The organism is Marinobacter sp. MDS2 (assembly GCF_030718085.1).
GTDB lineage: Bacteria > Pseudomonadota > Gammaproteobacteria > Pseudomonadales > Oleiphilaceae > Marinobacter.
This window is the reverse complement of the sequence record NZ_JAVAJF010000001.1, coordinates 402,731-425,640: the sequence shown is the minus strand read 5'-3', so window position 1 is coordinate 425,640 and position 22,910 is coordinate 402,731. Positions and strand designations below refer to the sequence as shown.

General features: G+C 60.2%; 41 protein-coding genes. 26 read left to right on the top strand and 15 right to left on the bottom strand.

Annotated features, from left to right (window positions below):
- Positions 1–90 precede the first annotated feature (90 nt).
- The 15 genes from Q9245_RS02030 to Q9245_RS01960 form a co-directional block, all read right to left on the bottom strand.
- On the bottom strand, positions 91–282 hold the full coding sequence (locus Q9245_RS02030) for an AlpA family transcriptional regulator (protein WP_305895601.1): 192 nt from the start codon (positions 280–282) through the stop codon (positions 91–93).
- Positions 279–461 carry an excisionase gene (locus tag Q9245_RS02025; RefSeq protein ID WP_305895600.1) on the bottom strand — a complete coding sequence of 61 codons (183 nt, stop codon included), beginning with the start codon at positions 459–461 and terminating at the stop codon, positions 279–281. The genes Q9245_RS02030 and Q9245_RS02025 overlap by 4 nt, the downstream gene beginning before the upstream one ends.
- Positions 458–883: a hypothetical protein gene (locus tag Q9245_RS02020; RefSeq protein WP_305895599.1), complete on the bottom strand. Its 426-nt coding sequence runs from the start codon at positions 881–883 to the stop codon at positions 458–460. The genes Q9245_RS02025 and Q9245_RS02020 overlap by 4 nt, the downstream gene beginning before the upstream one ends.
- Positions 876–1,397: a hypothetical protein gene (locus Q9245_RS02015; protein WP_305895598.1), complete on the bottom strand. Its 522-nt coding sequence runs from the start codon at positions 1,395–1,397 to the stop codon at positions 876–878. Before Q9245_RS02015 ends, Q9245_RS02020 begins: the two co-directional genes overlap by 8 nt.
- Positions 1,394–1,582: a hypothetical protein gene (locus Q9245_RS02010; RefSeq protein WP_305895597.1), complete on the bottom strand. Its 189-nt coding sequence runs from the start codon at positions 1,580–1,582 to the stop codon at positions 1,394–1,396. The genes Q9245_RS02015 and Q9245_RS02010 overlap by 4 nt, the downstream gene beginning before the upstream one ends.
- Positions 1,579–1,896 (bottom strand): helix-turn-helix domain-containing protein, encoded by a 318-nt coding sequence (locus Q9245_RS02005; RefSeq protein ID WP_305895596.1) that lies wholly within the window; start codon positions 1,894–1,896, stop codon positions 1,579–1,581. The genes Q9245_RS02010 and Q9245_RS02005 overlap by 4 nt, the downstream gene beginning before the upstream one ends.
- Positions 1,893–2,237: a hypothetical protein gene (locus tag Q9245_RS02000; protein ID WP_305895595.1), complete on the bottom strand. Its 345-nt coding sequence runs from the start codon at positions 2,235–2,237 to the stop codon at positions 1,893–1,895. The genes Q9245_RS02005 and Q9245_RS02000 overlap by 4 nt, the downstream gene beginning before the upstream one ends.
- A complete protein-coding gene (locus Q9245_RS01995) occupies positions 2,234–3,268 on the bottom strand; it encodes a DUF1351 domain-containing protein (RefSeq protein WP_305895594.1) in 1,035 nt (344 codons plus the stop codon). The genes Q9245_RS02000 and Q9245_RS01995 overlap by 4 nt, the downstream gene beginning before the upstream one ends.
- A gap of 5 nt (positions 3,269–3,273) precedes the next feature.
- A complete protein-coding gene (locus Q9245_RS01990; RefSeq protein ID WP_305895593.1) occupies positions 3,274–4,176 on the bottom strand; it encodes a lambda exonuclease family protein in 903 nt (300 codons plus the stop codon).
- Positions 4,173–5,096, bottom strand: a complete 924-nt coding sequence (locus Q9245_RS01985) for a recombinase RecT (RefSeq protein ID WP_305895592.1) — start codon at positions 5,094–5,096, stop codon at positions 4,173–4,175. Before Q9245_RS01985 ends, Q9245_RS01990 begins: the two co-directional genes overlap by 4 nt.
- Positions 5,093–5,584: a zinc-finger-containing protein gene (locus tag Q9245_RS01980; RefSeq protein ID WP_305895591.1), complete on the bottom strand. Its 492-nt coding sequence runs from the start codon at positions 5,582–5,584 to the stop codon at positions 5,093–5,095. The genes Q9245_RS01985 and Q9245_RS01980 overlap by 4 nt, the downstream gene beginning before the upstream one ends.
- Positions 5,581–5,949 (bottom strand): hypothetical protein, encoded by a 369-nt coding sequence (locus tag Q9245_RS01975; protein ID WP_305895590.1) that lies wholly within the window; start codon positions 5,947–5,949, stop codon positions 5,581–5,583. The genes Q9245_RS01980 and Q9245_RS01975 overlap by 4 nt, the downstream gene beginning before the upstream one ends.
- Positions 5,950–5,962: 13 nt before the next feature.
- Positions 5,963–6,232, bottom strand: coding sequence for a hypothetical protein (locus Q9245_RS01970; RefSeq protein WP_305895589.1), 270 nt, complete (start codon positions 6,230–6,232; stop codon positions 5,963–5,965).
- A complete protein-coding gene (locus Q9245_RS01965; RefSeq protein WP_305895588.1) occupies positions 6,229–6,402 on the bottom strand; it encodes a hypothetical protein in 174 nt (57 codons plus the stop codon). The genes Q9245_RS01970 and Q9245_RS01965 overlap by 4 nt, the downstream gene beginning before the upstream one ends.
- A 147-nt stretch (positions 6,403–6,549) precedes the next feature.
- A complete protein-coding gene (locus Q9245_RS01960) occupies positions 6,550–7,281 on the bottom strand; it encodes a LexA family transcriptional regulator (protein ID WP_305895587.1) in 732 nt (243 codons plus the stop codon).
- A gap of 110 nt (positions 7,282–7,391) precedes the next feature.
- On the opposite strand from Q9245_RS01960, the gene Q9245_RS01955 reads away from it, so the two are divergent.
- From Q9245_RS01955 to Q9245_RS01830, 26 genes are all read left to right on the top strand, one after another.
- Complete coding sequence (locus Q9245_RS01955; RefSeq protein ID WP_305895586.1) at positions 7,392–7,583, top strand: Cro/CI family transcriptional regulator; 192 nt, start codon at positions 7,392–7,394, stop codon at positions 7,581–7,583.
- A 13-nt stretch (positions 7,584–7,596) separates the two neighbouring features.
- A complete protein-coding gene (locus tag Q9245_RS01950; RefSeq protein ID WP_305895585.1) occupies positions 7,597–7,809 on the top strand; it encodes a hypothetical protein in 213 nt (70 codons plus the stop codon).
- Positions 7,810–7,841: 32 nt separating this feature from the next.
- On the top strand, positions 7,842–8,018 hold the full coding sequence (locus tag Q9245_RS01945) for a hypothetical protein (RefSeq protein ID WP_305895584.1): 177 nt from the start codon (positions 7,842–7,844) through the stop codon (positions 8,016–8,018).
- A 421-nt stretch (positions 8,019–8,439) separates the two neighbouring features.
- Complete coding sequence (locus Q9245_RS01940) at positions 8,440–8,655, top strand: hypothetical protein (protein WP_305895583.1); 216 nt, start codon at positions 8,440–8,442, stop codon at positions 8,653–8,655.
- Complete coding sequence (locus Q9245_RS01935) at positions 8,652–9,491, top strand: hypothetical protein (RefSeq protein ID WP_305895582.1); 840 nt, start codon at positions 8,652–8,654, stop codon at positions 9,489–9,491. Before Q9245_RS01940 ends, Q9245_RS01935 begins: the two co-directional genes overlap by 4 nt.
- Positions 9,488–11,881 carry a DnaB-like helicase C-terminal domain-containing protein gene (locus Q9245_RS01930; RefSeq protein WP_305895581.1) on the top strand — a complete coding sequence of 798 codons (2,394 nt, stop codon included), beginning with the start codon at positions 9,488–9,490 and terminating at the stop codon, positions 11,879–11,881. The genes Q9245_RS01935 and Q9245_RS01930 overlap by 4 nt, the downstream gene beginning before the upstream one ends.
- Positions 11,878–12,177: a hypothetical protein gene (locus Q9245_RS01925; RefSeq protein WP_305895580.1), complete on the top strand. Its 300-nt coding sequence runs from the start codon at positions 11,878–11,880 to the stop codon at positions 12,175–12,177. The genes Q9245_RS01930 and Q9245_RS01925 overlap by 4 nt, the downstream gene beginning before the upstream one ends.
- The gene (locus Q9245_RS01920; protein ID WP_305895579.1) at positions 12,174–12,509 is read left to right on the top strand and encodes a hypothetical protein; all 336 of its coding nucleotides are present in this window, start codon (positions 12,174–12,176) and stop codon (positions 12,507–12,509) included. The genes Q9245_RS01925 and Q9245_RS01920 overlap by 4 nt, the downstream gene beginning before the upstream one ends.
- Complete coding sequence (locus tag Q9245_RS01915) at positions 12,506–12,733, top strand: hypothetical protein (protein WP_305895578.1); 228 nt, start codon at positions 12,506–12,508, stop codon at positions 12,731–12,733. Before Q9245_RS01920 ends, Q9245_RS01915 begins: the two co-directional genes overlap by 4 nt.
- A complete protein-coding gene (locus Q9245_RS01910) occupies positions 12,730–12,936 on the top strand; it encodes a hypothetical protein (protein WP_305895577.1) in 207 nt (68 codons plus the stop codon). The genes Q9245_RS01915 and Q9245_RS01910 overlap by 4 nt, the downstream gene beginning before the upstream one ends.
- Before the next feature lie 143 nt (positions 12,937–13,079).
- The gene (locus Q9245_RS01905) at positions 13,080–13,244 is read left to right on the top strand and encodes a hypothetical protein (protein ID WP_305895576.1); all 165 of its coding nucleotides are present in this window, start codon (positions 13,080–13,082) and stop codon (positions 13,242–13,244) included.
- Positions 13,241–13,462, top strand: a complete 222-nt coding sequence (locus Q9245_RS01900; RefSeq protein ID WP_305895575.1) for a hypothetical protein — start codon at positions 13,241–13,243, stop codon at positions 13,460–13,462. The genes Q9245_RS01905 and Q9245_RS01900 overlap by 4 nt, the downstream gene beginning before the upstream one ends.
- Positions 13,459–13,653 (top strand): hypothetical protein, encoded by a 195-nt coding sequence (locus Q9245_RS01895; protein WP_305895574.1) that lies wholly within the window; start codon positions 13,459–13,461, stop codon positions 13,651–13,653. Before Q9245_RS01900 ends, Q9245_RS01895 begins: the two co-directional genes overlap by 4 nt.
- Entirely contained in the window at positions 13,650–14,093 is a 444-nt protein-coding gene (locus Q9245_RS01890) for a hypothetical protein (RefSeq protein ID WP_305895573.1), read from the top strand. Before Q9245_RS01895 ends, Q9245_RS01890 begins: the two co-directional genes overlap by 4 nt.
- Positions 14,090–14,266, top strand: a complete 177-nt coding sequence (locus Q9245_RS01885; protein WP_305895572.1) for a hypothetical protein — start codon at positions 14,090–14,092, stop codon at positions 14,264–14,266. The genes Q9245_RS01890 and Q9245_RS01885 overlap by 4 nt, the downstream gene beginning before the upstream one ends.
- Positions 14,263–14,850, top strand: a complete 588-nt coding sequence (locus tag Q9245_RS01880) for a recombination protein NinG (RefSeq protein ID WP_305895571.1) — start codon at positions 14,263–14,265, stop codon at positions 14,848–14,850. The genes Q9245_RS01885 and Q9245_RS01880 overlap by 4 nt, the downstream gene beginning before the upstream one ends.
- On the top strand, positions 14,847–15,473 hold the full coding sequence (locus Q9245_RS01875; protein WP_305895570.1) for a hypothetical protein: 627 nt from the start codon (positions 14,847–14,849) through the stop codon (positions 15,471–15,473). The genes Q9245_RS01880 and Q9245_RS01875 overlap by 4 nt, the downstream gene beginning before the upstream one ends.
- Complete coding sequence (locus tag Q9245_RS01870; protein ID WP_305895569.1) at positions 15,470–15,667, top strand: hypothetical protein; 198 nt, start codon at positions 15,470–15,472, stop codon at positions 15,665–15,667. Before Q9245_RS01875 ends, Q9245_RS01870 begins: the two co-directional genes overlap by 4 nt.
- 5 nt (positions 15,668–15,672) lie before the next feature.
- Positions 15,673–16,167 (top strand): hypothetical protein, encoded by a 495-nt coding sequence (locus Q9245_RS01865; RefSeq protein WP_305895568.1) that lies wholly within the window; start codon positions 15,673–15,675, stop codon positions 16,165–16,167.
- A 211-nt stretch (positions 16,168–16,378) separates the two neighbouring features.
- A complete protein-coding gene (locus Q9245_RS01860; RefSeq protein WP_305895567.1) occupies positions 16,379–16,924 on the top strand; it encodes a glycoside hydrolase family 108 protein in 546 nt (181 codons plus the stop codon).
- 8 nt (positions 16,925–16,932) lie between these two features.
- Entirely contained in the window at positions 16,933–17,367 is a 435-nt protein-coding gene (locus Q9245_RS01855; RefSeq protein WP_305895566.1) for a holin family protein, read from the top strand.
- Positions 17,364–17,660: an HP1 family phage holin gene (locus tag Q9245_RS01850; RefSeq protein ID WP_305895565.1), complete on the top strand. Its 297-nt coding sequence runs from the start codon at positions 17,364–17,366 to the stop codon at positions 17,658–17,660. Before Q9245_RS01855 ends, Q9245_RS01850 begins: the two co-directional genes overlap by 4 nt.
- Complete coding sequence (locus tag Q9245_RS01845) at positions 17,650–19,047, top strand: hypothetical protein (RefSeq protein ID WP_305895564.1); 1,398 nt, start codon at positions 17,650–17,652, stop codon at positions 19,045–19,047. The genes Q9245_RS01850 and Q9245_RS01845 overlap by 11 nt, the downstream gene beginning before the upstream one ends.
- Complete coding sequence (locus Q9245_RS01840) at positions 19,044–20,225, top strand: hypothetical protein (protein WP_305895563.1); 1,182 nt, start codon at positions 19,044–19,046, stop codon at positions 20,223–20,225. Before Q9245_RS01845 ends, Q9245_RS01840 begins: the two co-directional genes overlap by 4 nt.
- Positions 20,225–22,231 (top strand): DUF5011 domain-containing protein, encoded by a 2,007-nt coding sequence (locus Q9245_RS01835; RefSeq protein ID WP_305895562.1) that lies wholly within the window; start codon positions 20,225–20,227, stop codon positions 22,229–22,231. Before Q9245_RS01840 ends, Q9245_RS01835 begins: the two co-directional genes overlap by 1 nt.
- On the top strand, positions 22,231–22,797 hold the full coding sequence (locus tag Q9245_RS01830) for a terminase small subunit (RefSeq protein WP_305895561.1): 567 nt from the start codon (positions 22,231–22,233) through the stop codon (positions 22,795–22,797). The genes Q9245_RS01835 and Q9245_RS01830 overlap by 1 nt, the downstream gene beginning before the upstream one ends.
- The last annotated feature ends 113 nt before the right edge of the window (positions 22,798–22,910 follow it).

Here is a 22,910-nt window from a genome sequence, read left to right as displayed (position 1 = left end):
TCGAGCTGTAGCCTTTGTCATTACTGGTTTGGCGGTTTCGGGTACGCGGTTTGTACCCGCTTATGTACCCGCTTTTTCATCCGCTTGAACTCAGCCTGTTTGCCGATGGCTGGCAATGGCTTCTGCTATCCAGGCATCAACTTCAGTCTCTACCCAGCGAGAAACGTTGCCGAGTTTAATGGGGTGCGGAAATTCGTCACGGCTGATTTTGTCATAAATTGCCGTCCGACGTAATCCAACGCGCTCCATTACTTCAGATATTCTCAGTAACCGCTCGCTCATTTCTCCGCCCTCCGCTCACAACGCCCGCCATCTTCGGTTGCTTTTACAAACCACAACCCGCCCATTTTCATCGCCCCCGGGATGCGCCCCTCATTGGCCCAATTCTGGCACGTTCTGAGGCTGGGCACCTTGCCCGGGAAGTTTTTTTCTTTCCATTCTGCCAGTGTGATTTTGCTCACTTCTTACCTCCCGCCTTCTCGGCTTCGTCGGCTTGCTGGCGTAGGCGTTGGGCGTTCGACCTCAAAAATTCATCTGGCCGCGTTAAATTCATGCCCTCCAGCTTATTCGCAATGACCTCCACCGCCTCGGCTTGCTTGCGAAGGATGAAGGCACCGCTACTGGGGCCAATTCCATCAGCCCACCGTGCATACTCAATCCTCAAGTCTCTGTCATGTGCGTTAGGTCGTTGTGCAGCCCATTCCTCAAGCTCCGCCACCTTTGCCTGAGCCTGCTCAAGCACATCAGCCCGTACATATTTAACCGCTTCTGCCGGATCACAATGCTCATCCGGCGCGGGGTCATCGCTCCAAACCAGCGAGTCAGGACCATGCAGCAAACACTCGCCGGGTATCAGGTAGATTGTTTCTGGGGTGTTACTCATCGTCAGAGCCCTCCTGCTTGGGTGGTTGTGGGGCATCGAACGGAACAACGGTCACGAAACCTTCTTGGAAGCATTCAGCGCACGCGATGTTTAGGCCGTAGGATTCTTGCTCCCCATCGTCACCATGTATGCCGCCTACCCACAAAACACACTCCGTAAAGTCCTCTTCATCTTCCCCGTCCCCTGTCATGACCTTGATCATTTCCAGCCCGTGGAAATCGAGCGTCATAAACTCAGGCACCAGCTTCCACCCCTCCGGCACTCCGGCGCTTGGTGGTTGTGGGTGCGCGCAACCCGTTTCCGAGCACGTTCGGCAGACCTGAATGGCCGGGCAGTCTATCGGGCCAGTTACGTGACGGCCTTTGCCTTTACATCGCGGACAGATAGACTCCGGCTCCGCGTCACCCTGAAGTTGGTCTAGCAGTTCTTCCGCGTACTCACACACACGGTTCAGTTCGTCGTTCTCGGCCCGGTCTTGGTCACTGGGCCAGATAAAATGCGGTATCTCGTTCACACCTCACCCCCAATCTGCTTAATTTCCCCGTTCACCACAGTGTAGGTTTTCGGCTCGTCCTCGCACCGGTTCACAGCCCGGCAGTCCTTGTCGGTCGCCGCCCGGATGGCCTCGGGATCGTTAATCACCCGCTGATCCTCGGGCGAAAGGAATGTCGCGGCAAAGTCTTGGTTAAAGCGGTTCATGCGGCAGCTCTCCATGATTTGGTCAGCCATTGAGTTTTTGGGTCGCTCGGCACAACAAGCGGGGCGACAACGGGCTTCGGCTTCTCTTTCCGCCGGTACGGTCGCGGCCCCGGCTTTGGCCCGCCGCCCGCACCTTGGCGGCTGGGTATGTTCTGTTCCAGCCACGATTCTAGAAGCTCACGCTTACACGCGCGCCAGAGTGTCGGGCGGGTAATGCCCAATGCCTTGGCGGCGTCGTCTCGACTGCCGCCGTTTTCGGCGACGCTCACCAGCGTTTTGAAGCGCTCCGGGGTGAGGGTGAATTTCTTGCTCATGCGGCAGCTCTCCATTTCATCGTGGCCGCTTTGACGTGCGGCAAAGCGCGGTCTACGTTCAGCGGCAGGTGCGCCACCTGCTCGGGCTTGAGCCAGTGGATTTCGCCGCCATCGACTTTCGAGCGCTGATCCTGACCGGCGTAGGGACTGCCTGCGAAGCCTTGCTTCTTCGGAATGTGCTCGTCCAGCCAGGACATTAGGTTTTCCCGCTTGCACACGGCCAGCAACGTGGTGCGGGTAATGCCGAGCGCCTTGAAGGCGTCCGCTCGACTGCCTCCTTGCTCGGCAATCTTCACCAGCTTCCGAAAGCGGGCCGGGGTCATTTTGTAGGGCTTGCTCATGCGGCCTCCTGCTGCCGATGCACGGCAATGGTGTCCAGCGTGGTAATTCCGGCCGCTTCAAGTACGCGCCGAAGCTCTGCTTGAATGGCCTCGTCGGTGACGCTGGCGCTCACTTCCAAGGCAAAGGTGCAGGCCACGGTAACGGGCACGCGTCCAGCGTCACGGGGGGCGCTCGCGGCCGGCGCAGATGGCTCCAAGGTTTCGCCGCCCTGGCTGGCCACGTACTGCTCGCTATCCTCGGAATTGATCTGCTCAACGACTGTTGCGGCGCTTTCCTGCGGCGCTTTGGTGACCACTTCGGCTTGACGGGCCTCCTGTTCGCGCGCCATCTTTTCGCGCATTCGCTGCTGGGCGACTTGCTCGCGGTCCAGCTCCGAGGCCATAAGGGCGGCCAGCTTGCCGGCGTAGGCGGTTTCCTCGTCAAACAGGAAGTGCTCGACGTGACCCCGGTTCAATGGGGCGCTTAGGCCGGCCTTGTAGCTTTCGTTTTCCAGCTTGAGCAGGCGCATATCGGTTTGATCCTGCAGGCGCTTGTCCTCGTCTACCAAAGCGTCTAGCTTGGTGCGCGCACCGGCGGCCAGCTTTCCGGTGCCGGTCACAGCGGTCACGAGGGCGAGGTGGTCGCACTCGGCACGCTGAAACTCCGGGCGCACACCCTTGTCGGCCCAACGCTCGGCGCGGTGGGCTTGTAGCAGCTCTACAGCCAGCGCCCGAGTCTCGTCGTCAAACACCTTGGCTTGGGCGAGCAGGGCTTGGCGGCCGGTTTCGACCATCGTTTCCAGCTCCTTCATTTGCGCATCGAAGGCTTTGACCGGGGCCGACGCCTTGGCGACTTCTTCTTTGCGGCGCTTGCTGATGGCGGCCTTCGTGGCGTTCAGTTCGGTGGCCAGCTTCTTGGCCCCTTTCACCGTGTCGGCGGTCACCAGAATGCCCTCGTACTTTTTCAGTTCCAGCGACAAGGTGGCCTTCAGTTCGTCAAAGTTCACTTCAACGAGGGCGGGGACGTTGTTAATGGCGATAAGTTCTTGCATGGCAATTATGCTCCGAAGATGCCGATTGCACTCTGCGGCTCGGCTTGAGGTTGTGCTTCAGGGATGGCCACATCGAATTGCAGACCGTTGTGCTCGGTCGGCGCGCTTTCCAGTTGCGCCCGGTAGCTTTCAACCACCGCATCGAACGCGAGCAAGTCTTGCTCCAAGGCGTCAATGTAGTCGTCGTCTCGTGCAACCTTGAACGCGAACAGGTCTTTGCCGGCCACCGCCAGGTCAGGACAGTACAGGCAGAAGTGCCACCACTTGCGCCCGGTCAGCCACAAGCAGCCCTGCACCTGATCCATGAATTCGCTAATGTCGCCGTCCAGCACGATGGAGCGGATGCGTTCAGGCGCGACTAGGCACTTGTACTCGCTGCCCCCGGTGTCGCCAATCAGGCCGTCCGCGCTGGCACCAAACTTGCCGTCCGTGGTGACCACAAAGCCGGCTTCGTGAATGAGCTGGCCGAGCTTTTGTTCATGGCGCGCCCGTGCGTCCGGCTCCAACCGGTTGCCGCGCTTCATCTGGTACGTGCTAAAGCCTTCGTCCAGCGGCTTGCCGGTGATGCGTTCGCACGCCAGCCGGAAGGCGTAGTTCAGGGCGGCCTCGCTGTAGCTGCCCACCTTCTCGCCGTTCAGCGCTTTCTGGACCGCCTGCGCTTTCGGGGCGGCCTTGTAGCCGGCAATCGCCAAGGCGTCGGCCTCGCTCTTACCCGCCAGAATCGCGTCCACATAGAGTTGCTGGCGACTGTCCAGCCCGCCAACCAGCGCTCGGATGGTGGAAAACATGCTGGCGGTAATCACCCCCGCTCGCGCGGCGTGCCACTGCTCGGACCCTTGCTGGCACTCAATGATGCACACGGTCAGGCCGCGCACTTGGAATTTTTCAAGCCCCTGATAGATGCTCATTGCACTGTCTCCCCCTCATAGGTGCGCGACTCCAATTTCTTCAGGTCGTCGCCGCGCCGTTTTACCGCTTCCCGGAACGCTTTGTACGTTTCGAGGTCGCCGGATTTATTGAGCGCCTTCACGCCTTCGTTCCAGACTCGGGTTAGCGCCTCGGTGCTGTCGGCCTGCTCGGCGCGCGCGGCCCACGGGCTGGCTTCCATGGCAGGCTCAGGCTGGCCAGACAGCTCGATACCCTGGCCGCCGTCCGTGTTCAGGTAATGGATGGCCTGATCCAGCCGCTCGGTTTTCGGCCAGTATTTGTAAGCGCGCTTGACCACGGTTTTCTTGGCCATCTCCGGCCAATCCGTCACCCACGGGCACGACTTCTTTTTGTCTACCCATGCCTTCCAGGCGCTTGAGCGGTCGCGAATGGCGTTGATTTCGGCAATGCTCATGGTTTCCGTCAGGTAGTCGCCGTCCGCCGTTTTAACCACGACGTACACGCCTTTAGGTTCGCCCCGGTCGGCACTGAACGGATCAAAGCTATGCGAGGGCGTGCGGTCCATGCCGTTCAGAAAGAACGTGTCGTTGTCGTGAACCACCTCCGCTTGCGCCCATCGGATAGAGCCGGTCGCCATGGCCAAATCCATGAGCCCGATGTAGCTAATGTCCAAGCACACCTTGCCGTCACGCGGCACCAGATACGCTTGCTTCTTGGCTGGGTTCAAGCTGATACCAATGGCCGCGATGTTGGTCACGGAGTTGTAAACCGACTGCCGATTCTTCATGGCCACGCCAAGCATGTAAGGGCTGGCTTGGATGGCCTGAATGGCAAAGCCGGCCTCGCGGTCAAAGTTCAGGCCATTCTCGGTGGCCACCGCCTCAAACGCGCCTTTGGCTAAATAAATATCGTTTTGGATGACTTCAAGTTGGTTGCTCATGCCAACACCTCCGCTAACCGCTGTTCGCAGAGCTGGCCAGCCAGCTCGCACTGCTCAATCTCAAACCAGCCCCAATGGCACTCGCCAACCGGGATCGACATAGCCTCGGCAAGCCACTGATACGCCTCACTTCGGGACAGTACCGCTTGTGCCATAAGGCGATTAAAGATGGCCTTGTTCTGCTTTCTGGCCTTCCGCAATTCCTCGTCGGCCAGCGTGCCCAGCGGCAGGTCGGTGTGCGGGTGCAGGCCCACGTAGGCGCGGCAGTGAAGGCACCGATACACATACGGCCAGTCACCGTAAGAGCGACCGCCGTAAACGACGCTATGGTGCTCGATAAGTACCGGCACTTCCGGCCCGCAGTAACGGCATGTTTTTGGTGCTGGCAGTGGGTTCTTCACCCGGCGCAGCGCCTTTCGGCTCACATGCGGCAGCGGAAACGGGGGCTTTATCTTCTCGGTTTTGACTGCACGAAGGTCGATGTTCATGCGGCGCGCCCCCGTATCAGTTCCATGGTGTACTCGGCGTCCTCGTGCAGCTTGGCCAGCCCGATCAGCTGTTCTATCGCACGGGCTTTCAGGTCCAGCAAGCGCTTAACGCCTTCAACTTCTCCGAGCGTTATCATCATTACGGCAATATTGAAGTCGTCGCTGTCCAGCTCGATCATCTGGTCGATCACGTTGTCCCGGTCGTACACGTCCTTCACTACGCGGTAGCCCTTGCGGTATTCCAGCGCGTAGTAGCCACCGCCCTGCAATTCGGCGCGCATGGCCTCGGTGTTGCGTTCGATCAGCCGTTCCAGGTCGGCGGCGGCGTCGAGCTGTATTTGGTGTTGCGCTGCAGTCATTCCCATGGTCATACCCTCCTTACGCGGCCCGCTTGGTGCGCTGGGCCAGCGCCTCTTGTTTCAGTTCTTCCAGCCGGTGCCGCAAAAAGCGCAGCTTGGCGGGGAAACACTCGTCGTGGCTCCACTCGTACAGGTTCATCTGCCAATCCACTTCGGTGGTGTCCTTGAAGACGGTCACGCTGATGCCGGTGGCGCCGCTGTTGGCGGCAATCACTTGCGCCTCGGTGGTCAGCTCGCTGATGTCCATGGCCAGCTCGAAAATGGCGAGGATTTCTTGTTTCGGGGTCATGCTGCACGCTCCATCGCCGTGCGCTTGCCGATGTAATCAGCAAGGCGCTGGGCGTTGTCCTTCGGGTTATTGTCGGCCAGCTCGACGTGCGTCAAGCGGGGCGCGGTTTTGCGAGCGCCTTTAACGGGGCGCTGACTGCCTTGAATGGTGATGCGTTGAATGGTGGTCATGTTCGTGCCCTTCCGAATTTTCGTGTTGTCGGAAAGAATACTAGCAGCGCTATTATAGAGCTTCAAGGATTTTGCTAATTAATGTTGGTATTTTTTTTGAGGGCGAAAAAAAACCCGCACGCGGCGGGCTTTTCGAGGGGGAGGCGACTAGGCGGCGAACGACACCGTTTTGCAGATGACGACGCCGACAATGTGCGCTCCGGGCGGAAACTCAATGATGGCATCGGGCCATGCGGGGTTCAGGGCTTTCAGGTAGCGCCGCCCGCCGTCGATCATCAGTTGCCGCAAAATGGCCGCCTCGTCCTGGGGATTGCGCACCAGCACGATGGAGCCTTGCCGGGGCTGGCCAGCGGGGTCAATGTGAATAATGTCACCGTCGTCAAAGGAATAGCGGTCGCCGGGGGATTTCATGGCTTCGCCCTCGACGACCAAGGCAAACGTCTTATTGCTGTGGGGAACTGGGCACAAAATTCGCGTCTCCGAAGCATGATCCCCGGTTGTCGGTTGCGTGGTGCCGGCCTCCATCCATGAGATCAGTGGTACTCGCTCAGTATCGTCGTCAGACAATCGTGAGCTTCCTTGTTGTTTTTCGGATTGTGACGCATTTGGCAACAAGTTGGCAAGGCGCGGTGAAATATTCTCAAGCGGTACATCGAAAAACCGGGCAAACATCGCCGCCGCTTCCAGGTTGAGCGGGATATTTCCGGCCATGTATTGGCTTACTGCCGTCTGCCCCGACCAGCCCAGCTCGCCCGCCATGCTTTCTTGGGTGAGCTTTTTACCGGCCAATCGGTATTCCGCCTTTTTCCGCTTGTACACGTCTTTCAGGCGCTCGGCATCGGCGCGTTCTTCTTCGTTTAGAGGGCGTCGCTTAGTCATGGCGCGAATAATAGCGGCATTGGTGGTGAACTCCCATTAATCACGCTGGTATTTTCTTGGCAAAAAAAACCAACAGTGCTAGTATCTGGATTATTGAAGGAGGACACCGAATGACCGAGCAAAGTCTGAAAGAGTACCTGAAAGACAAAACCCAAGCCCGAGTGGCTGCCGATATTGGCGTCACGCAAGGCGCGGTGTGGTCCATGCTCCGCTCGGGCCGCCGCATCATGGTCTGCACCCACGACGACGGTCGCGTAGAAGCCTACGAGATCAAGCCGGTGGGCCGTAAGGCCGCAGCGTAAAGAGGTGATAACTATGTACGCCGACCCACGAGACATAAGGAAGCACGCCTACAAAGTGGTTTTTTCGGACAGTGAAAAAGCCCGTTTGGATGCCGCCGCGCAAGCCGCGAAGGCACAACCCAGCACTTACATTCACGACCAAATCATGGAGGCCGTGCAGCAGCTCGAAGCCGCGCTGGCCGCCCAAAACTCAGAACCTAATCGTACCGCCGTTGGTGCGGAATAAGAACGCACTTTCGAGTCACTGGAGAAATGGAAATGCCTGACAACAATCAAGTAGTCGTGGACTTCTCAGACAACGAACGGGCGCGCCTTGAGCGGTGTGCGAGCCTCATCGGCGTGAGCCCGGAGCAATTTATTGAACAAACCCTTGCCAGCGGCCAGCCCGAACTCCGGGCGGTCGCTGTGCCTTTTGAGTCACTGAAAAAGCACTGATTAGAGGGCGAACATCCCGCCACCCGCCGGCGGCAATAGGCGGGCGCCCGAGCTGACTGAGGGTGTGTATGCAACCGGGTGTGGGAGCCCGGCCAGAGAATCAGCAGCAGCACGGCCCGAAGCGCCCACCGGCATGTGGTCAGCCGATCCTTCGCAACCCAGGGTGACGTGTTGACAGCTCGGAAAGACGAGCACGTATCTGGAAGTGTCCTCTCCGTTAAAAGCGGGGTTCTTGGTGGAGGGCATTTCACAGATGCGTAAGGGGTTGGGAGTTGCCCGGCCGACGCATCGCCGCAATGACAATTGCGAATCTGTTGCCCTGGGCCATGGCGCAAAACTGGCCTGACAATCACGCAATAAAAAACCCGCCATGACGGCTGCGTGAACAGCTAGGCGGGTTACTCAAACGAGTGAGGTAATTATGACCAAGAACACGATTTACCGCAAGGCGCAAATAGTTTGGCTGGACCTGCGCATTGGCGCGCTGGGGCTGCTCATGCGACTGGAAGATGCCGGCCCGATCACCGACCGGTGGAAGCGGCTGGCGTGCCGTCAAGGCGGGTATATCCAGCAACGCAACAAGCTGCGCACCCCGGCTGAAATTCGTGAAATTGAGCGCAAGCGGGGGCTGGTATGAATTGGGTAAGACTTTGGCACGATATGCCGAACGATCCGAAATGGCGCGCTGTTGCTCGAAAATCCGGCCAGCGCATTGGTGACGTAATGTCGGTCTACCTGCACATGATGGTGCAGGCCAGCGAGAACGAACCAAGGGGATCTATCGAGGGATGGGACGACGAGGACGTGGCGGCAGCCTTGGACATAGAGTCGGACGCGGTTCTGGCTATCCGCGAGGCAATGCAAGGCAAAGTATTGCTAGGCAACGAGTTGGCCGGATGGGATAAGCGGCAGCCAAAACGTCACGATGACAGCCGTGAGCGCGTGCGTCGTCATCGAGAGAAAAAGGCTGGCAAATCAACAGAGTGTAACGAATCCGGTAACAAAGAAAGCAGTAGCCGTAACGCCTGTAACGACGATGTAACGCAGTGTAACGCCCCAGATACAGATACAGATACAGATACAAACAACCCTCCGTCATCTGCCGATGACACCCCGGCGGCGACCGTCGAGCGAGACACCCCGAACTACCAAGGCATCGTTGACCTCTACAACGACCTGCTGGGAGAGTTCTTGCCCAGCGTAGCCGTGCTGAACGATAAGCGCCGCAGAACGATCAAGGCGCGTTGGAAGCAAAAGTGGGGCGAACGCTCTTACGGCAACGACCTGAACTTTTGGCGCAAGTATTTCGTGCACGTTCGCCAATCCAAACCGCTCACCGGCACCAAGGACGGCTTCGACTGGCGCCCAGGCTTTGACTGGCTGCTCAACGAAACCAACATGACCAAGGTGATCGAGGGCAATTACCACCAAGGTGACGACCGCCGCACGGATCATCTCAAGGAGGCGGTATGAGCATCGACGTTTACGAAGCCGCCGTTCTAAGTCTGACCCTGCGCGCCGATTACGCCGCTCAGGTGTTCGACAAGATCAAGCCGTCCGACTTCAGCGGCAGTCTGCAGCAATACGCGCAAGCCGCTTACGACCTGTTGCAAGAAAACAAAGCGGTAGACCTGCTGACGGTGGCCGAGCGCATGGAATCTGCCGGCGCGGTCAACGCTGGCGAGTTGCTGGCGCAAATCGTGGAGCAGAGCAACCGCCCGAGCATCGAAAACCTGCCTGCCTACTGCGACATTCTCAGCAATCGCGGCCTCAAGCGGAACCTCTACACGGCCGCCTTGCAGGCGCGGGTGATTCTGGACGAAGAAACCGACGCCAAAATCGCGCACGAAAAGATACTGGCCGAGTTTGAAGGGGCGCAGACCGACCAAACCGACGACAGCTTGTGGGATATGAAGCGGGCCAGCAAAGAGTTCCTGGAAGAAATGCAGCGCCGGAACGACTCAGGCGGTGCGCTGATTGGGCTGTCTACCGGCTTTGAGCACTTGGACGACCGACTGAACGGGATGCAGGCGGGCGACCTGATTATCGTGGCTGGCAGGCCGTCCATGGGCAAGGCACAACCTCTGACCGCAAAGGTTTTGCTGTCAGATGGCCGGTTCAAGCAGATGGCCGACGTTCGTCTTGGTGACCGCCTGGCCTCTGTGGACGGTGCGGACTCGCAGGTTACGGGGCTGTTTCCGCAAGGCGTCCGACCGATTTACAAGGTTACTCTGTCAGATGGCCGTCAGGTCGAGTGCGACCTTGAACACCTCTGGACAGTTGAAAGCTGCAAGTTTGATGGCCAGCGCACACTGACGACTGAGGCGATAGCCAAGATGATCCAGCGTGAGCGCTACCAGAACCGGATCAGGCTGGTTACTCATAACGGCAATTTTGGAGCCCGGACCGAGCTGCCCATTGATCCGTGGTTGATAGGCTTTCTGATTGGCGACGGCAGCTTGTGCGGCAGTGGTGTTCGGTTTAGCACCGGGGAGCCCTGGATTGTCGAGAAAGTGGAAAGCTGCCTGCCTGCAGGGTGCAGCATTAAACGCATCAGCAAGTACGACTACCGGATTATTGGGACTGCGCAGGCAAACCCCGTACTGAATGCGGTTCGCTCCCTGGGAATAAATCAACTTTCCGCGAACAAAACGATACCTGACCGGGTGATCAGCGCCGACAAGGCAACGAGAACACAGGTTCTCCTGGGGCTAATAGAATCCGACGGATGGAGCCAAAACCGAAGCCTGCAATTCTCAACGTCGTCCGAGAAGCTGGCCGTTCAGGTCCAGGCGATTGTGCGCTCCCTCGGCGGTGTGGCGTCGTTGAGACGCAAGGGCAACATCCAGTACACGGCCAACGGCGAATCATTCGCTGGCCGTGATGCGCACATCTGCTCAATCTACTTCCCGAAAATGGAAAACCTGATCGAGTCCAGCCGAGTCCAAAAGCACCTTGGCGAAGGACGACAGCGCGGCTGCACCCCGGTCATTCGGAGCATTGAGTACGTGCGCGATGACCTTGCCCAGTGCATCAAGGTTTCGCATCCGTCCTGCCTGTATATCACCGACGACTACACGGTGACGCACAACACCACGTTCGCCATGAACATCGTGGAACACAACGCGGTGCGCGACCAAGTGCCGAGCATTGTGTTCTCCATGGAAATGAGCGCCACCCAAATCATCGAGAAAATGACCGCCTCACTGGGCGGGATCAATCTCGGTTCGTTACGCCGGGGCACCCTGACTGGCGAGGAATGGTCCAGGTTCACCGCCGCGAGCCAGCTGGTGCAACGCGCCAACTTGCACGTAGACGACCGAGGCGGCCTAAGCGTGGCGCAAATGCGGGCGCGTTGCCACGAGGTCCGCCGCAAGACCGGGAAGCTGGGCCTGATTATGGTGGACTACCTGCAGCTAATGAGCGGCAAGGGCGAGAACCGCGTGCAGGAGATTACCAAGATTTCCGGCGGCCTGAAGGCGCTGGGCAAGGAGTTCAAGTGCCCGGTGATTGCCCTGTCGCAGCTATCCCGTGCGGTTGAATCCCGCAACGACAAGCGACCGATGATGAGCGACCTGCGCGAATCCGGCTCCATTGAGCAGGACGCCGACGTGATCCTGTTCCCGTACCGGGAAGGCTACTACACCGACCCGGACAACCCGGACCCCATGACGGAAATCATTTTCGGAAAAATCCGCATGGGTGAGCGCGGCAGCGAAGGTCTGGAATTCCAAGGCCACTACTCTCGGTTCGTGGCGCTGGATCACAAGATTGATTTTGAGGCCAAGCGCCGACTGGCGGAACAGCAAGAGCGTGAGCAGTACCAAGGCAAGTCGCGCAACAAAGGGGGGATGCAGCTATGAGTCGATTGCCACGAAAAAACACCGTCAACGGCGAAGTGCTGCGCCTGATGCTCGACGGCAACGCCCGCACCAAGCTGGACATTACCGCCGCGCTCGGATTACACCCAGCCAAAGAGGTGACCGCCCGATTGCGCGATTACCGCAAAGACGCACCCGAGGGTTATTGCTTGGACGTGCGGCAATGGACCGAGAAGCGCGCCGGTCAGTTGGTGTACGTGTACCGCATCGTCAACGCTCCGAAGTGGATGCTGGACGCACTGGCCGCCGAACGACGCGAGCAGGGGGTGGCGGCATGAAAATCAAACTCTACAACAAGGCGTTCAGCACCGCGCACTGGTATCGCTTTCGTGTTCAGGACCGCAAGGCCGTGATGAACGACCGGCCCGGTTGGCGCGTTCGTCTGGCGTGGTTTTTTCGCAGTCTCGCGGATCGACTGGATGGGCGCGAGAGCCTGGCGATGGATATGGAATCACTGCCCGCCCTGCCGAAAGCCGAGCGAAACGCGGCCATGAATCGCGGTCTGGATTACGCGGAAACCCTGTTCGCAACCATGGTGGCCGACGAAGCCATGACCGTGGCGCTGCACGAATACCGCCCCGACTTATGCCAAGGAGGCGATACCCAATGAGCACAGGAGATCATAAGGCCATGACCGACCAAGAGCGCGTCGAGTTGTCACTGTCACTGATGCCGGCCACCCGGGACGACCTGGCCAAGCTGTTGAGCCTGCCCAAGCACCACACCGGCGTACTGCTGCGCAAGATGGAGCGGGAACGGGTGGTACGCCGCAACGCCGATGGCACGTATGACCTGCTGCCGAGCGTGGGTGCTGTTGGGGAGGACGTGGCATGACCTGCAAACACTGCCAAGCCGGCACTCACCTACAGCACGGCGTCCACCTGGGCGAATGTGAAATGCACCGCTGCGAGGATTCTTCAGTCACTCAAAAGTTGGCGCTGGTGCCCATGGAACGCGACACCTGGCACCAGCCCGGCAAACGGGTGCAGTCGGATGCGCCCTTTACCTTCGGAGGTTCGCATTATGGAAAACGGTAGACCGGTTGATCTAGTGACGGCAATGACGGGGAGGGTGGCGTGATGTCATACGGATTCGAGATGACGCAGTGGAGCCCCGGCACCGTGCTGGTGCTGGGCGTGGCGCTGATTATCGCGTGGGGCATGTTCGGGAGGAACGACTGATGACGAAGACAGACACCACACTGTTTCGCGTGATGCTCGTGATTCTCGGCATCGCGCTGGCGTGTTTGGCCGTGGGCTGCTTCCTGGGCGACGACACGCCGGGCATGTTGCTGTCGGCCATTTTGAGCGGTAACTGCCTGTTCGTGGCGGGGAGGTTGTCATGAACGAGGTACTGATGCAGGCCATCCTGCGCGAGCTGAACCGTGGCCCGATGAGTCTGGCCGGGCTGGCGCTGGCGCTCGGGCGCTACCCGAAAGACGTGCGCCCGGAGCTGGGCGAGCTGGTGCGGCTGGAAAAGGTCACCCTGCACGCGGACGGGCGGCGCTACGTGCGCACCGACCGGCGCACTCAACCCAGCCCGACTGGACCGGAGGCGGCATGACCAACACTAACCCCTGCTGCCGCCGCTGCGCGCAGACCGAGAAGTGCCCGGCGTCCGGCTTGCCGATAATGTTCACGACCATGGTGGTGTGTTCTGAATGCGGCAATAAACGCTGCCCGAAGGCCACCGATCACCGACACACCTGCACCGGCAGCAACGAGCCCGGTCAGGTGGGGAGTGATTACCGATGAACGAGATCGTTATCAACTCCGAGCCCAGCCTGCGCAAAGCCCTGCGCGACGTGGAAGCCGAGTACCGCGAGCACAAGTTTCTGCGCCTGCGCACCAAGGCGGGCGTGGGCCGCTCGCTGGATCAGAACGCAATCTCACACGCGTGGTACAACGACATTGCCCTGCAGATCGCGGACACGCCGGAGAACGTCAAGTGCGAGTGCAAGCTGCGCTTCGGGGTGCCGATCCTGCGAGCCGAAGACCCGGATTTTCGGGAAATGTACGACAACAGCATTCTGCGCAACCTGACGTATGAGCAAAAGTTGAAGGCCATGCGTTACATGCCGGTCACGTCCAACATGACCAAGCCGCAGTTGTCGCGCTACCTGCAGCACGTTCAAGCCAGCTACGCCCAGCAAGGGGTGATGGTGTTCTTCCCGCAAGAAATGGAGGCCGCATGAGCCAACCCACAATCAAAAAAGCCAAACGCGCCGAGCAGGCCGAGATTGAGCGCCAGACCGCCGAGTTTCTGGCCAAGGGCGGCCGCATTCAGCGCGAGCCCCGCCGCCGCACCAAGGTGGTGGACCTGACCTGGCGCAACTACGCGCAGACGGCGATGGAGGACGCGGAGTGAGGAAGTGCCGCCTGAAGGCGTGCCGAGCCGAGTTGCCGCCGGCGAAGGCGAGCACGGCCGTCGAGAAGGCGGGCTTTTGCGGTTACGACTGCATGGCCAAGCACGGCCTTGAGAAAGCCCGCGAGCAGGTGGCCAAAGAAACCCGGCGCTGGGTGCGCTCGGAGAAAGCGCGCCTGAAGACCAAGGGCGACTGGACCAAAGAGGCGCAAGCGGAGTTCAACAAGTACGTGCGTGCCCGAGATTGTCACCAGCCGTGCATTTCCTGCGGGCGTTACCCGAGCGATGCCGACCTGCTGACCGGCAGCCGGATGGACGCGGGCCATTATCGCTCGGTCGGCTCGTGCCCGGAGCTGCGCTTTGAAGAACTGAACTGTCACGCGCAGTGCGTGAAGTGCAACCAGCACCTCAGTGGCAACACCGTGGAGTACCGCATTCGACTGGTGCAGCGCCTTGGTGCGGAAACGGTGGCGTGGCTGGAAGGCCCGCACGCGGCGAAGCACTACACCATCGACGACCTGAAGGCGATCAAGGCGAAGTATCGAGCCATGACCAAAGAGCTGCAGAAGCAGCGGGAGGCAGCGTGAACGCCGTTGAACCCGCGCGCGGAATCGGTAACGATAGCATCCTTTCTATCGCAAGGGATTTTGCCATGACGCCCGATTTTACCCAGCCCCGCCCCGGCTGGCGCCGCACCGTCGTGAACGGCGAGGTGCTGTACCTGCCGCGCGGGATCAGCTACGTCAACAACCTGTGGCGGGTGACCGTCTACAACAAGCAGGAGTACCAGAAGACGCTGACCGGAGCCTGGCGCAACCTGAACCGCCGCCGCAACGGCGATTTGTCGATTCCGCCCACGGCACGCGGCCCCCAAAAACGGATTGATACCGGCGTGATTGGCGTGTGGATACAGATCGACCGGCTCAAAGGCGAGTCGTATGCGGTGCTGAAAGTCACCATGGCGTGGGGCTCCGGCAGTCGAGCGGCGTGGCTGGGCTCGCGCAAGCTGGAACGCCTGACGCAAGACTGGCTGGACCGAACGCTGTGCCGAGCCATTGGCTTTCGCTGGTACGTGCTGCACCTGAAGCGTCAGGATCAATTTCACGCGCCCATTCGCCCCAAAGACCTGCCCGACGAGTGGGTGCCGGAGACGCCGGTGCGCCGGGTGCTGACGGATGAAGTGTTTGCGCTGGAAGAGCGGCGCGCATGACCGAATCCGGCGTGGAGCAGCATAAGGCCGAGTGCCTGGCCCGCTGGCAAGCGCTGGAAGCCGAAGCCCGACAACGCTGGGCGCAGTATCGACGCAAACGGATCACACGACAGACATTGGAGGGCTGGCTAAAACAACAAAGCGAGATGGACGAGCGGACATTACGGGCAATCTTTAACGCGATGCGAGGCTAAACACGATGGCGATGCAAAAACGAACGGACAGTACACGAGCGTTGCGCAGGCAAGCCGAACTGGCAGTGGATATGTTTCTGGACGTGCTGTTGTCTGACAACGACGCGGTGGCGCGGGAGAGTCGCAGCGTCATCGGGGCGCTGGTGGAGTTCAAAGGGCAAATCCCGAAGTCGTCCGGGTACAGCGAGGTCTGCACCCTGGCGGCCAAGGTGGACCGGATGCAGCGGTTCAGCGACCTGCACCTGATGGCCTGCGTGTTGCTGCGCAATCTGAGCGACCGACAGCGGGACGCGTTGGTGTTCGACCGTTTCTACCGCAACCGCACGAAAGTGGCCGTGGACCCGTTCAGCGAGCGGCGTGTAGAGATTCACTGGGACGACGCGGCGTGCGCCCAAGCCCTGCGCTGCACGGTATCGACGTTCCAGAAACGGGTGTACGACGGCTATCAAAGTCTGGAGGCGGCCCTGAGCGACACCGCCCCGTTCACCAAGGCGGCGTAAAGGGCTTGACGCGTTTCGGATTGTGAGGTAGCTTGCCTCGTAGAGTCAGAAAGTTCCCCCGAAAAGCCCGCAGGCTTACGCCGTGCGGGTTTTTTTGTGCTCGATCCCCTACCTGGGACCCTTGGCCGACGCAGTAAGTGCGGCCCTTTTTCCGATCAACACGACCCCGGCCACTGCATCGCACGCCGGGGTTTTTGGTTTGGAGGCCGCCATGAGCCGTTTAGACGTTGTGATTGACGAGCTGATTGACCGCGAAGGCGGCTTTGTCGATGACCCGAACGACCTGGGCGGCGCGACGATGTACGGCATCACCGAGAAGGTGGCCCGGCTGCATCATTACGACGGCCCCATGCAGTACATGCCGCGCACCTTGGCGGTGGCGATCTACAAAGATCAATACTGGTCCGCCCCCAACTTCGACCGCGTGGCGCAGCTCAGCCCGAAAGTGGCGCACGAGCTGCTGGATACCGGCGTCAACATGGGTGTCGCCCGCGCCGGCCTGTTTTTGCAGCGCAGCCTGAACGCCCTGAACAACCAGGCGAAGCACTACGACGATGTGGTGGTGGACGGCTTGGTTGGTAACGGCACCCTCGGCGCACTGAAAGATTACCTCGACCACCGCCAACACCACGGCGAGTCGGTTCTGCTCAAAGCCCTGAACTGCCTTCAGGGCGCCCGATACATTGAGATTGCAGAGGCTCGTGAGCGCAACGAAGCGTTCGTATTCGGCTGGCTGGATCACCGCATTAGCCTTTAGGAGCGCACATGGCCATTTCCATTCCCGTCATCGACGGCCTGCTGGACGTGGGCGGCAAGCTCATCGACAAAATTTGGCCCGACCCCGCTGAACGGGAGAAGGCCAAAGCCCAATTGTTGCAGATGCAACAAAACGGCGAGCTGAAAGAGCTGGAAACGCGCATGAGCGCCATTCTGGCCGAAGCCAACAGCAAGGACGGCTGGACCAGCCGCGCCCGACCGTCGTTCTTGTACGTCATGTACGCGATGATTTTATCGGCCATCCCGATGGGCATTCTGCACGCGTTCCAGCCGGAGCTGGCGCAGCACATCGCCGCTGGTATGCAAGCCTGGCTCGCCGCACTGCCCGAGGAATTGTGGTGGTTGTTCGGGGCCGGCTACCTTGGCTACAACACCGCGCGCAGCGTGGACAAGCGCGGGCTCCTGAAGGGGCTCGGCCGATGAGTTTGAGAAGTCTGTTTGAAAACGCCCACGGCGTCCAACTGAAAGCCGAAACGCTGGCCCCGGCCGCATCGTACAGCGCCAACGGATTCGGCTTCGCCTTCGGCGTGCTGACGTTCAACCAATGGATGATGGCCGGCACGCTGGCGCTTGGGATCGCGACGTTTGGCGTGAACTATTATTTCGCTCGCAAGCGAGACGCCCGCGCCCGCCGCGCCGAGCAGCGCGAGGACGAATACCACCGCGCCCGACTGGCCAGCCTGCAACTGCCCGAGGGAGGCCCGAATGCCCAGTAACATCGTACTGCGCAACCTCACGCCGAAGACCGTCAAGGCCAATTCCGCGCCGATCATTGCGACCAAGGCCGGGTTGCGCGATGGCAGCCGCGCAGGTTCAGGCGGGGGCGGTGGGGGCGGCGGCGAAGCTCTCTCGTGGTCTGCCGTGGGTGGCAGCGTAGACCACGGAGCGGACATTCGCATACTGACGGACGGCACGTTCAATTTCGGTACGCGACCTCATGCTTCTCAGTTGCAATACCAAGAAGGCGACCGCCTTTGGTTAAACGGGGTGCTGCAAACCATCCAAGAGCAGTCCCTTGCGCATGGTGAGCTGGTTACAAACTCCGGTGCGTATGACATGTCCGATACTGGTCACACCGCCGACCGCGAAGATGTTGTCTTCCCCCGAGCGGGGTTTGCGTATGTCGCTTCGGCGGACGGTCACCCAGTGACCGCACCGGTAGGTCAGGGCGGCTCGCCCGCACCCAAGACGACCGACCGAGCCTATATCTCCTATAAGAGCTGGCAGTCGTCCGACATTATGAAATTGGTATCTACATCCTACGAGTCAATCACCAACGGGCCTTTCATCGGTGGCAACGGCCCAGAGATTGGCGAAGACGTAATTATTACGTCCTCTGCTACCGGCAATACTGTCGGTGGTCGGATTACCTTCGTAGATACCGTTAACAAGATTATCTCACTCGAAAAAGAAGGGTTTTCAAGTACCGACTTTCAAGCCGGCTGCACGATTCAAGGCGTCCAATCTGGCGCGATTGCGACCGGCGACGGTGTAACGTATTTGGTGTGGGCTGCGAGCAAGCGGTGGCGATTCGAGACGAACGCCGGCGTGCCTGCCCAAGCCCGCATGACGGTTGGCAATAACGTCATCATCGGAACAGATGCCGGCGAATGGCGGCCGAACGGAAGCCGAGCAGCGATCATCGCTGGGCTCCGACAAAAAGTTGCCACGTGGGAGCATATGGCGGCCTCATTGGTGTGCAAAGACGACGATACCTTGGTCGGCAAGATGCGCCTCAATGGGGTGCTGGACGTGTACGGCCCGCAACCTCTCGGCAAACCCCGCTCAGAAATCACCGCTGGTATTGGGCTTGGTCCTCACGTCTCCGACTATGCCGCCCGCAGTCCGGGTGGCCACCAATTCCGACACTGTAACGGGGTCTACGACGACTACCCGGCAAGGGTTATGCTCGGAAACGCCGCGAGCTGGGATCAGTGCTCGAAAGTCCAAGACTGCCTAATTAAAGAGTGGGCGAGCGATTCCATCCGAATCCAACTGAATTACGGCGACTTCGGCGCGGGCGAGACGGTTTCGGCGTTCATTTTCGACGGTGAGGATAACCTCATCAATACAGCCGGCTTAGTTTTGGGGACAGTTCAATGAGCATTGTTGGCGTAGATTACACGGAAATCACGGGGCTTACCGCCACGGGAGCCACCGACGGCTCTGGTGCGTGGAATACCGGCATCGACCTCGCCTCTTTTGGTGTCGCGGCGGGCGCAACCGGCGCGATCATCCTTATCGAAAACACAAGCTCGTCAAACCGCTGGGTCGGTCTTCGGGATAACGGAAAAGCGAACGCGCATATCCATCAGGATGCGCTTGGCCGATACAGTTATCCGAGTTTCGTTAGCCTCACTGGCGGCCTGGTGGATTTGTATTTCGAGGCCGGCGTTCGGTTCTTTGTTTTGGCATACACCGACTCAGACTTTATCCCCTTTGATGTTGATGGGGCCCTACCAACGCAGGCGCACGTGGCCGGAGTTGAGCAACTTACGGTGGCAAACGCTTCGGTGCCACTTAGCGCCACGCTCATAATCGGCAAGGGCCAAAACACCTGGGCGCCCGCCGAGGCAGGTGGGGCTTTATCAAGGCCGTACAACTCGGCGGGGATTCACCTAACCCCCCTGAACGAGGCCAACGAGTTTTATAGCACCGACTCGATCTCAGGAACAATCCTCGGATATGACACCTCACCGGTGACGGCTCTGCCGGGAACGGCGGTAAGCGTGACCTCTGACGGGTTGTGGGCGGACGCAAACGTTTCGTTCCCGGGGGCGTCCTTCGTATTTGGCTGGGGCGAGACGAGCGCTTCCGATACCAAGATCGAACTGCGAGCAAAAGGCAGCGCCTGGACGCCAAACAACGATGGCGGACGAATCAAGAGCAGCACTACGTCGCCCTTCATGTCAACGCCCGTTAATGCCGCTGGCGAATTTGAGACATATGTCGAGGCCGGCGATGCGTCACCGCAAATTCTGCTGTTTGGCTATACCGGTGATCCAGTTCCAACACCGACAGTCACCCTCTCCGCCGACCTCCAGCCCGGCGCCAGCTTCACGCTGACCTACAGCGACTACGACAGCGCCCCGGTCAGCCCGGTCACCATCACCGACAGCAACGGCAACAGCATCACGGTGGCAGTCACGATCAGCGACACGGTGGACGGTAGCAGTAAGCACGGCGGCACAGCGACCGGCACCATGCCCGCGCTGCCATCGTCCGGCACCGCCACGGGCTTGCTGTTTGGCACCGTGACGATTGAGTTGGGGACCGTGTAATGGCGAGCGTGTCGGCAAGCCTCATCCCGGAAACCGGGCGGCTGTTCATTGACCTGACGAGCTGGGCCGGGGATGCCGCGTTTACCGCCACGCCGGTGGCCGGCGACCAGCTGGAATACCCGGGCGAGTTGACGGTGGGCGCGGACGGTGTGACCACCGGCCCGAACGGGCTGCACACCCTGCGCCACGTTCAGGCCAACGGCAACAACGAAACCATCAGCTATCAGATCGGCCCCGCCGACCAAACGGCCCCAATCCTGTCCAACCCAAGCCTCGTGCTGGCTGGCCCGGACGCGGTGGATACCGGGGTGGACACCGACGAGTCGGGCGGGACGCTGTTCATCTGGCTAACGTCCAACGCCACCGAAACCCAGGGCGACGTGATCGCCAACGGCGACAGTCAGGCCGTCAGCGCCACCGGAGCGCAGACGCGCAGTTACACCGGCCTGCCACTCTCGACCACCTACTACGCGCATTTTGTGCATCAGGACGCGTCCGGCAACCCCTCGGCGGTGCAAACCGCTGGCCCGGTCATCACGCAACAATTGGCGTCCACGACCGCGCAGCTGGTGGTCGGCAGCAACCGCAATCTGGCCACGTTGGTCGATCCGATTGAGCCATATCTGTTCGAACAGTGGAGCCGCTTGCCGGTGGCGACCGAGCAACTGATTGCGCAGAAATCCTCGGGCAGTTTCGATCAGCACGGCAATTTCCAAACCGACCTGGAGGCCATTTTCCCGGTCTGGTTCGTCGCGACGGACGGGGTAATCCACTACCTCACCATCGACACCACCGGCCTCGAAAGCGTGGCGGATTTGCAGCCGGCCCCGTTCACCTTCACGGCCAAAAACTCGGTGGCGCGCAGTCTGGCGCAAACGTCCAACGTCATCACGGTGACCGAGGTCGATGCCGGGGTGGACATCCCGGTGGAGGTCGTCAACGGTTTGTGGTCAAAATCGACCAACGCGGGCAACGACTGGAGCGTGTTCACCGCCGACCCGGGCACGGTGCGGTTGAACGACCGCATCCAGGTTCAGCACACCTCGGCGGACACCTACGGCACGGCGGTCACCACCACGCTGCACATCGGCCCGGTGGGCAACCGCCAAAGCGGCACGTTCCGCTCCACCACGTTGGCGGATACGGTTAAGCCAACCATCTCCTTGGTCGGCGGCAACGTCACGCTGGTGCAGGGTACGCCGTATGTGGAGCCCGGTTACACCGCCACCGACAACGCCGACGGCGACCTCACGATGTCAGTGCAGGTCACCGGCACGATTGACGAGAACCAACTGGGCGCGCAGACCCTGGCCTACACGGTTGCAGACGACGCTGGCAACAGCGCCAGCACCACGCGAACGGTGACCGTCGTCGAGTACGTGCCGGACGACACCACGGCTCCGGTCATCACGCTGGTGGGCGGCAACATCACGCTGACCGTGGGCGACACATGGTCCGAGCCGGGCTACGCCGCCACCGACAACGTGGACGGCGTTCTGACCGGGCAGGTTGTGGCTACGGGCACGGTGGACACCACCCGCTCCGGCAGCTACCCGATAACCTACAGCGTCTCCGACAACACCGGCAACGTCGGCACCGCTACGCGCATTGTTACGGTGCTGCCGGCCACCAATTACCCGTTCGACAAGCCGGCACCGGCGCGCCGAACCGCAGCCGTGCGCCGGCCCGCTACCCCGTCAGGATTTGCCAAGACGTTTGTGTTGCAGGCGGGCGAGGTCATGGATTTTGATTTTGACCTGACCGACTGGCTGGCGCTGGAAGGCGACGGCATTGCGCAGGATTCGTGGGCGGTCACCGAGCACTCCGCGTCCTTGGACGTTCAAGCGATAGGGCAAGTGGCCAATCAGGATCGCGTCAAGGTGTGGCTGACGGCCAACCCGACGGAAGAGGGCGAGGCCGTGCCACTGCAACTGCAAGTCACCACCACCGGGTATCGAACCGCCGTCTTCCAGGTTCTGATGATCCTGATTAACCGGATGCACTAATGGCTCTTTCCGCGAACCCCAGAGAATCCACCAAGGCCAAGATGCGGGAGTTTGGCGACCTGTACCGGGGCGGCCCGGACGAAGTGCGCGGCGATGCGACCAAGTGTTACGGCGCACTGCACCCACGGGCCAGCCAGAAAGTGTGCGAGGCCATGGGGTGCGAGTATTTCAACCACCCGTACACGCAATCGTACCTGCGCGAAAAAACGGACAAGGTGGCCGAGAAGGCGGACATCACGCAGGAGCGGGTACTGAAAGAAATCATCCGCATTGGCCTGTTCGATGCGCGCCGCCTGTTCACCAACAGCGGCCACCCGATCCCGATTCAGGAGCTGGATGATGACGTGGCAGCGGCCATTGCCGGCATCAAGGTGCGGGAAATGCCGATGGGTGACGACGGCAAATTGGTGACCGTGACCGAGTACAAGATTTCGGACAAGGGCAGCGCGCTGGACAAGCTCATGAAGTTCTTGGGCTCTTACGAGAAGGACAACCGCCAGAAGAACGAATCGCTGGCCGAGGCGCTTCTAGCGGGCATCAACCGCGTTCGAGAGCTGGATGAGTGATCTGAACGAGCGCCGGCTGCGCGAAGAAATCGCGAAGTGCTGGGACGACCCGCTACGGTATGTGTTGCTGGCGTTCCCGTGGGGTGTACCGGGCACGCCGCTGGAAAAATACC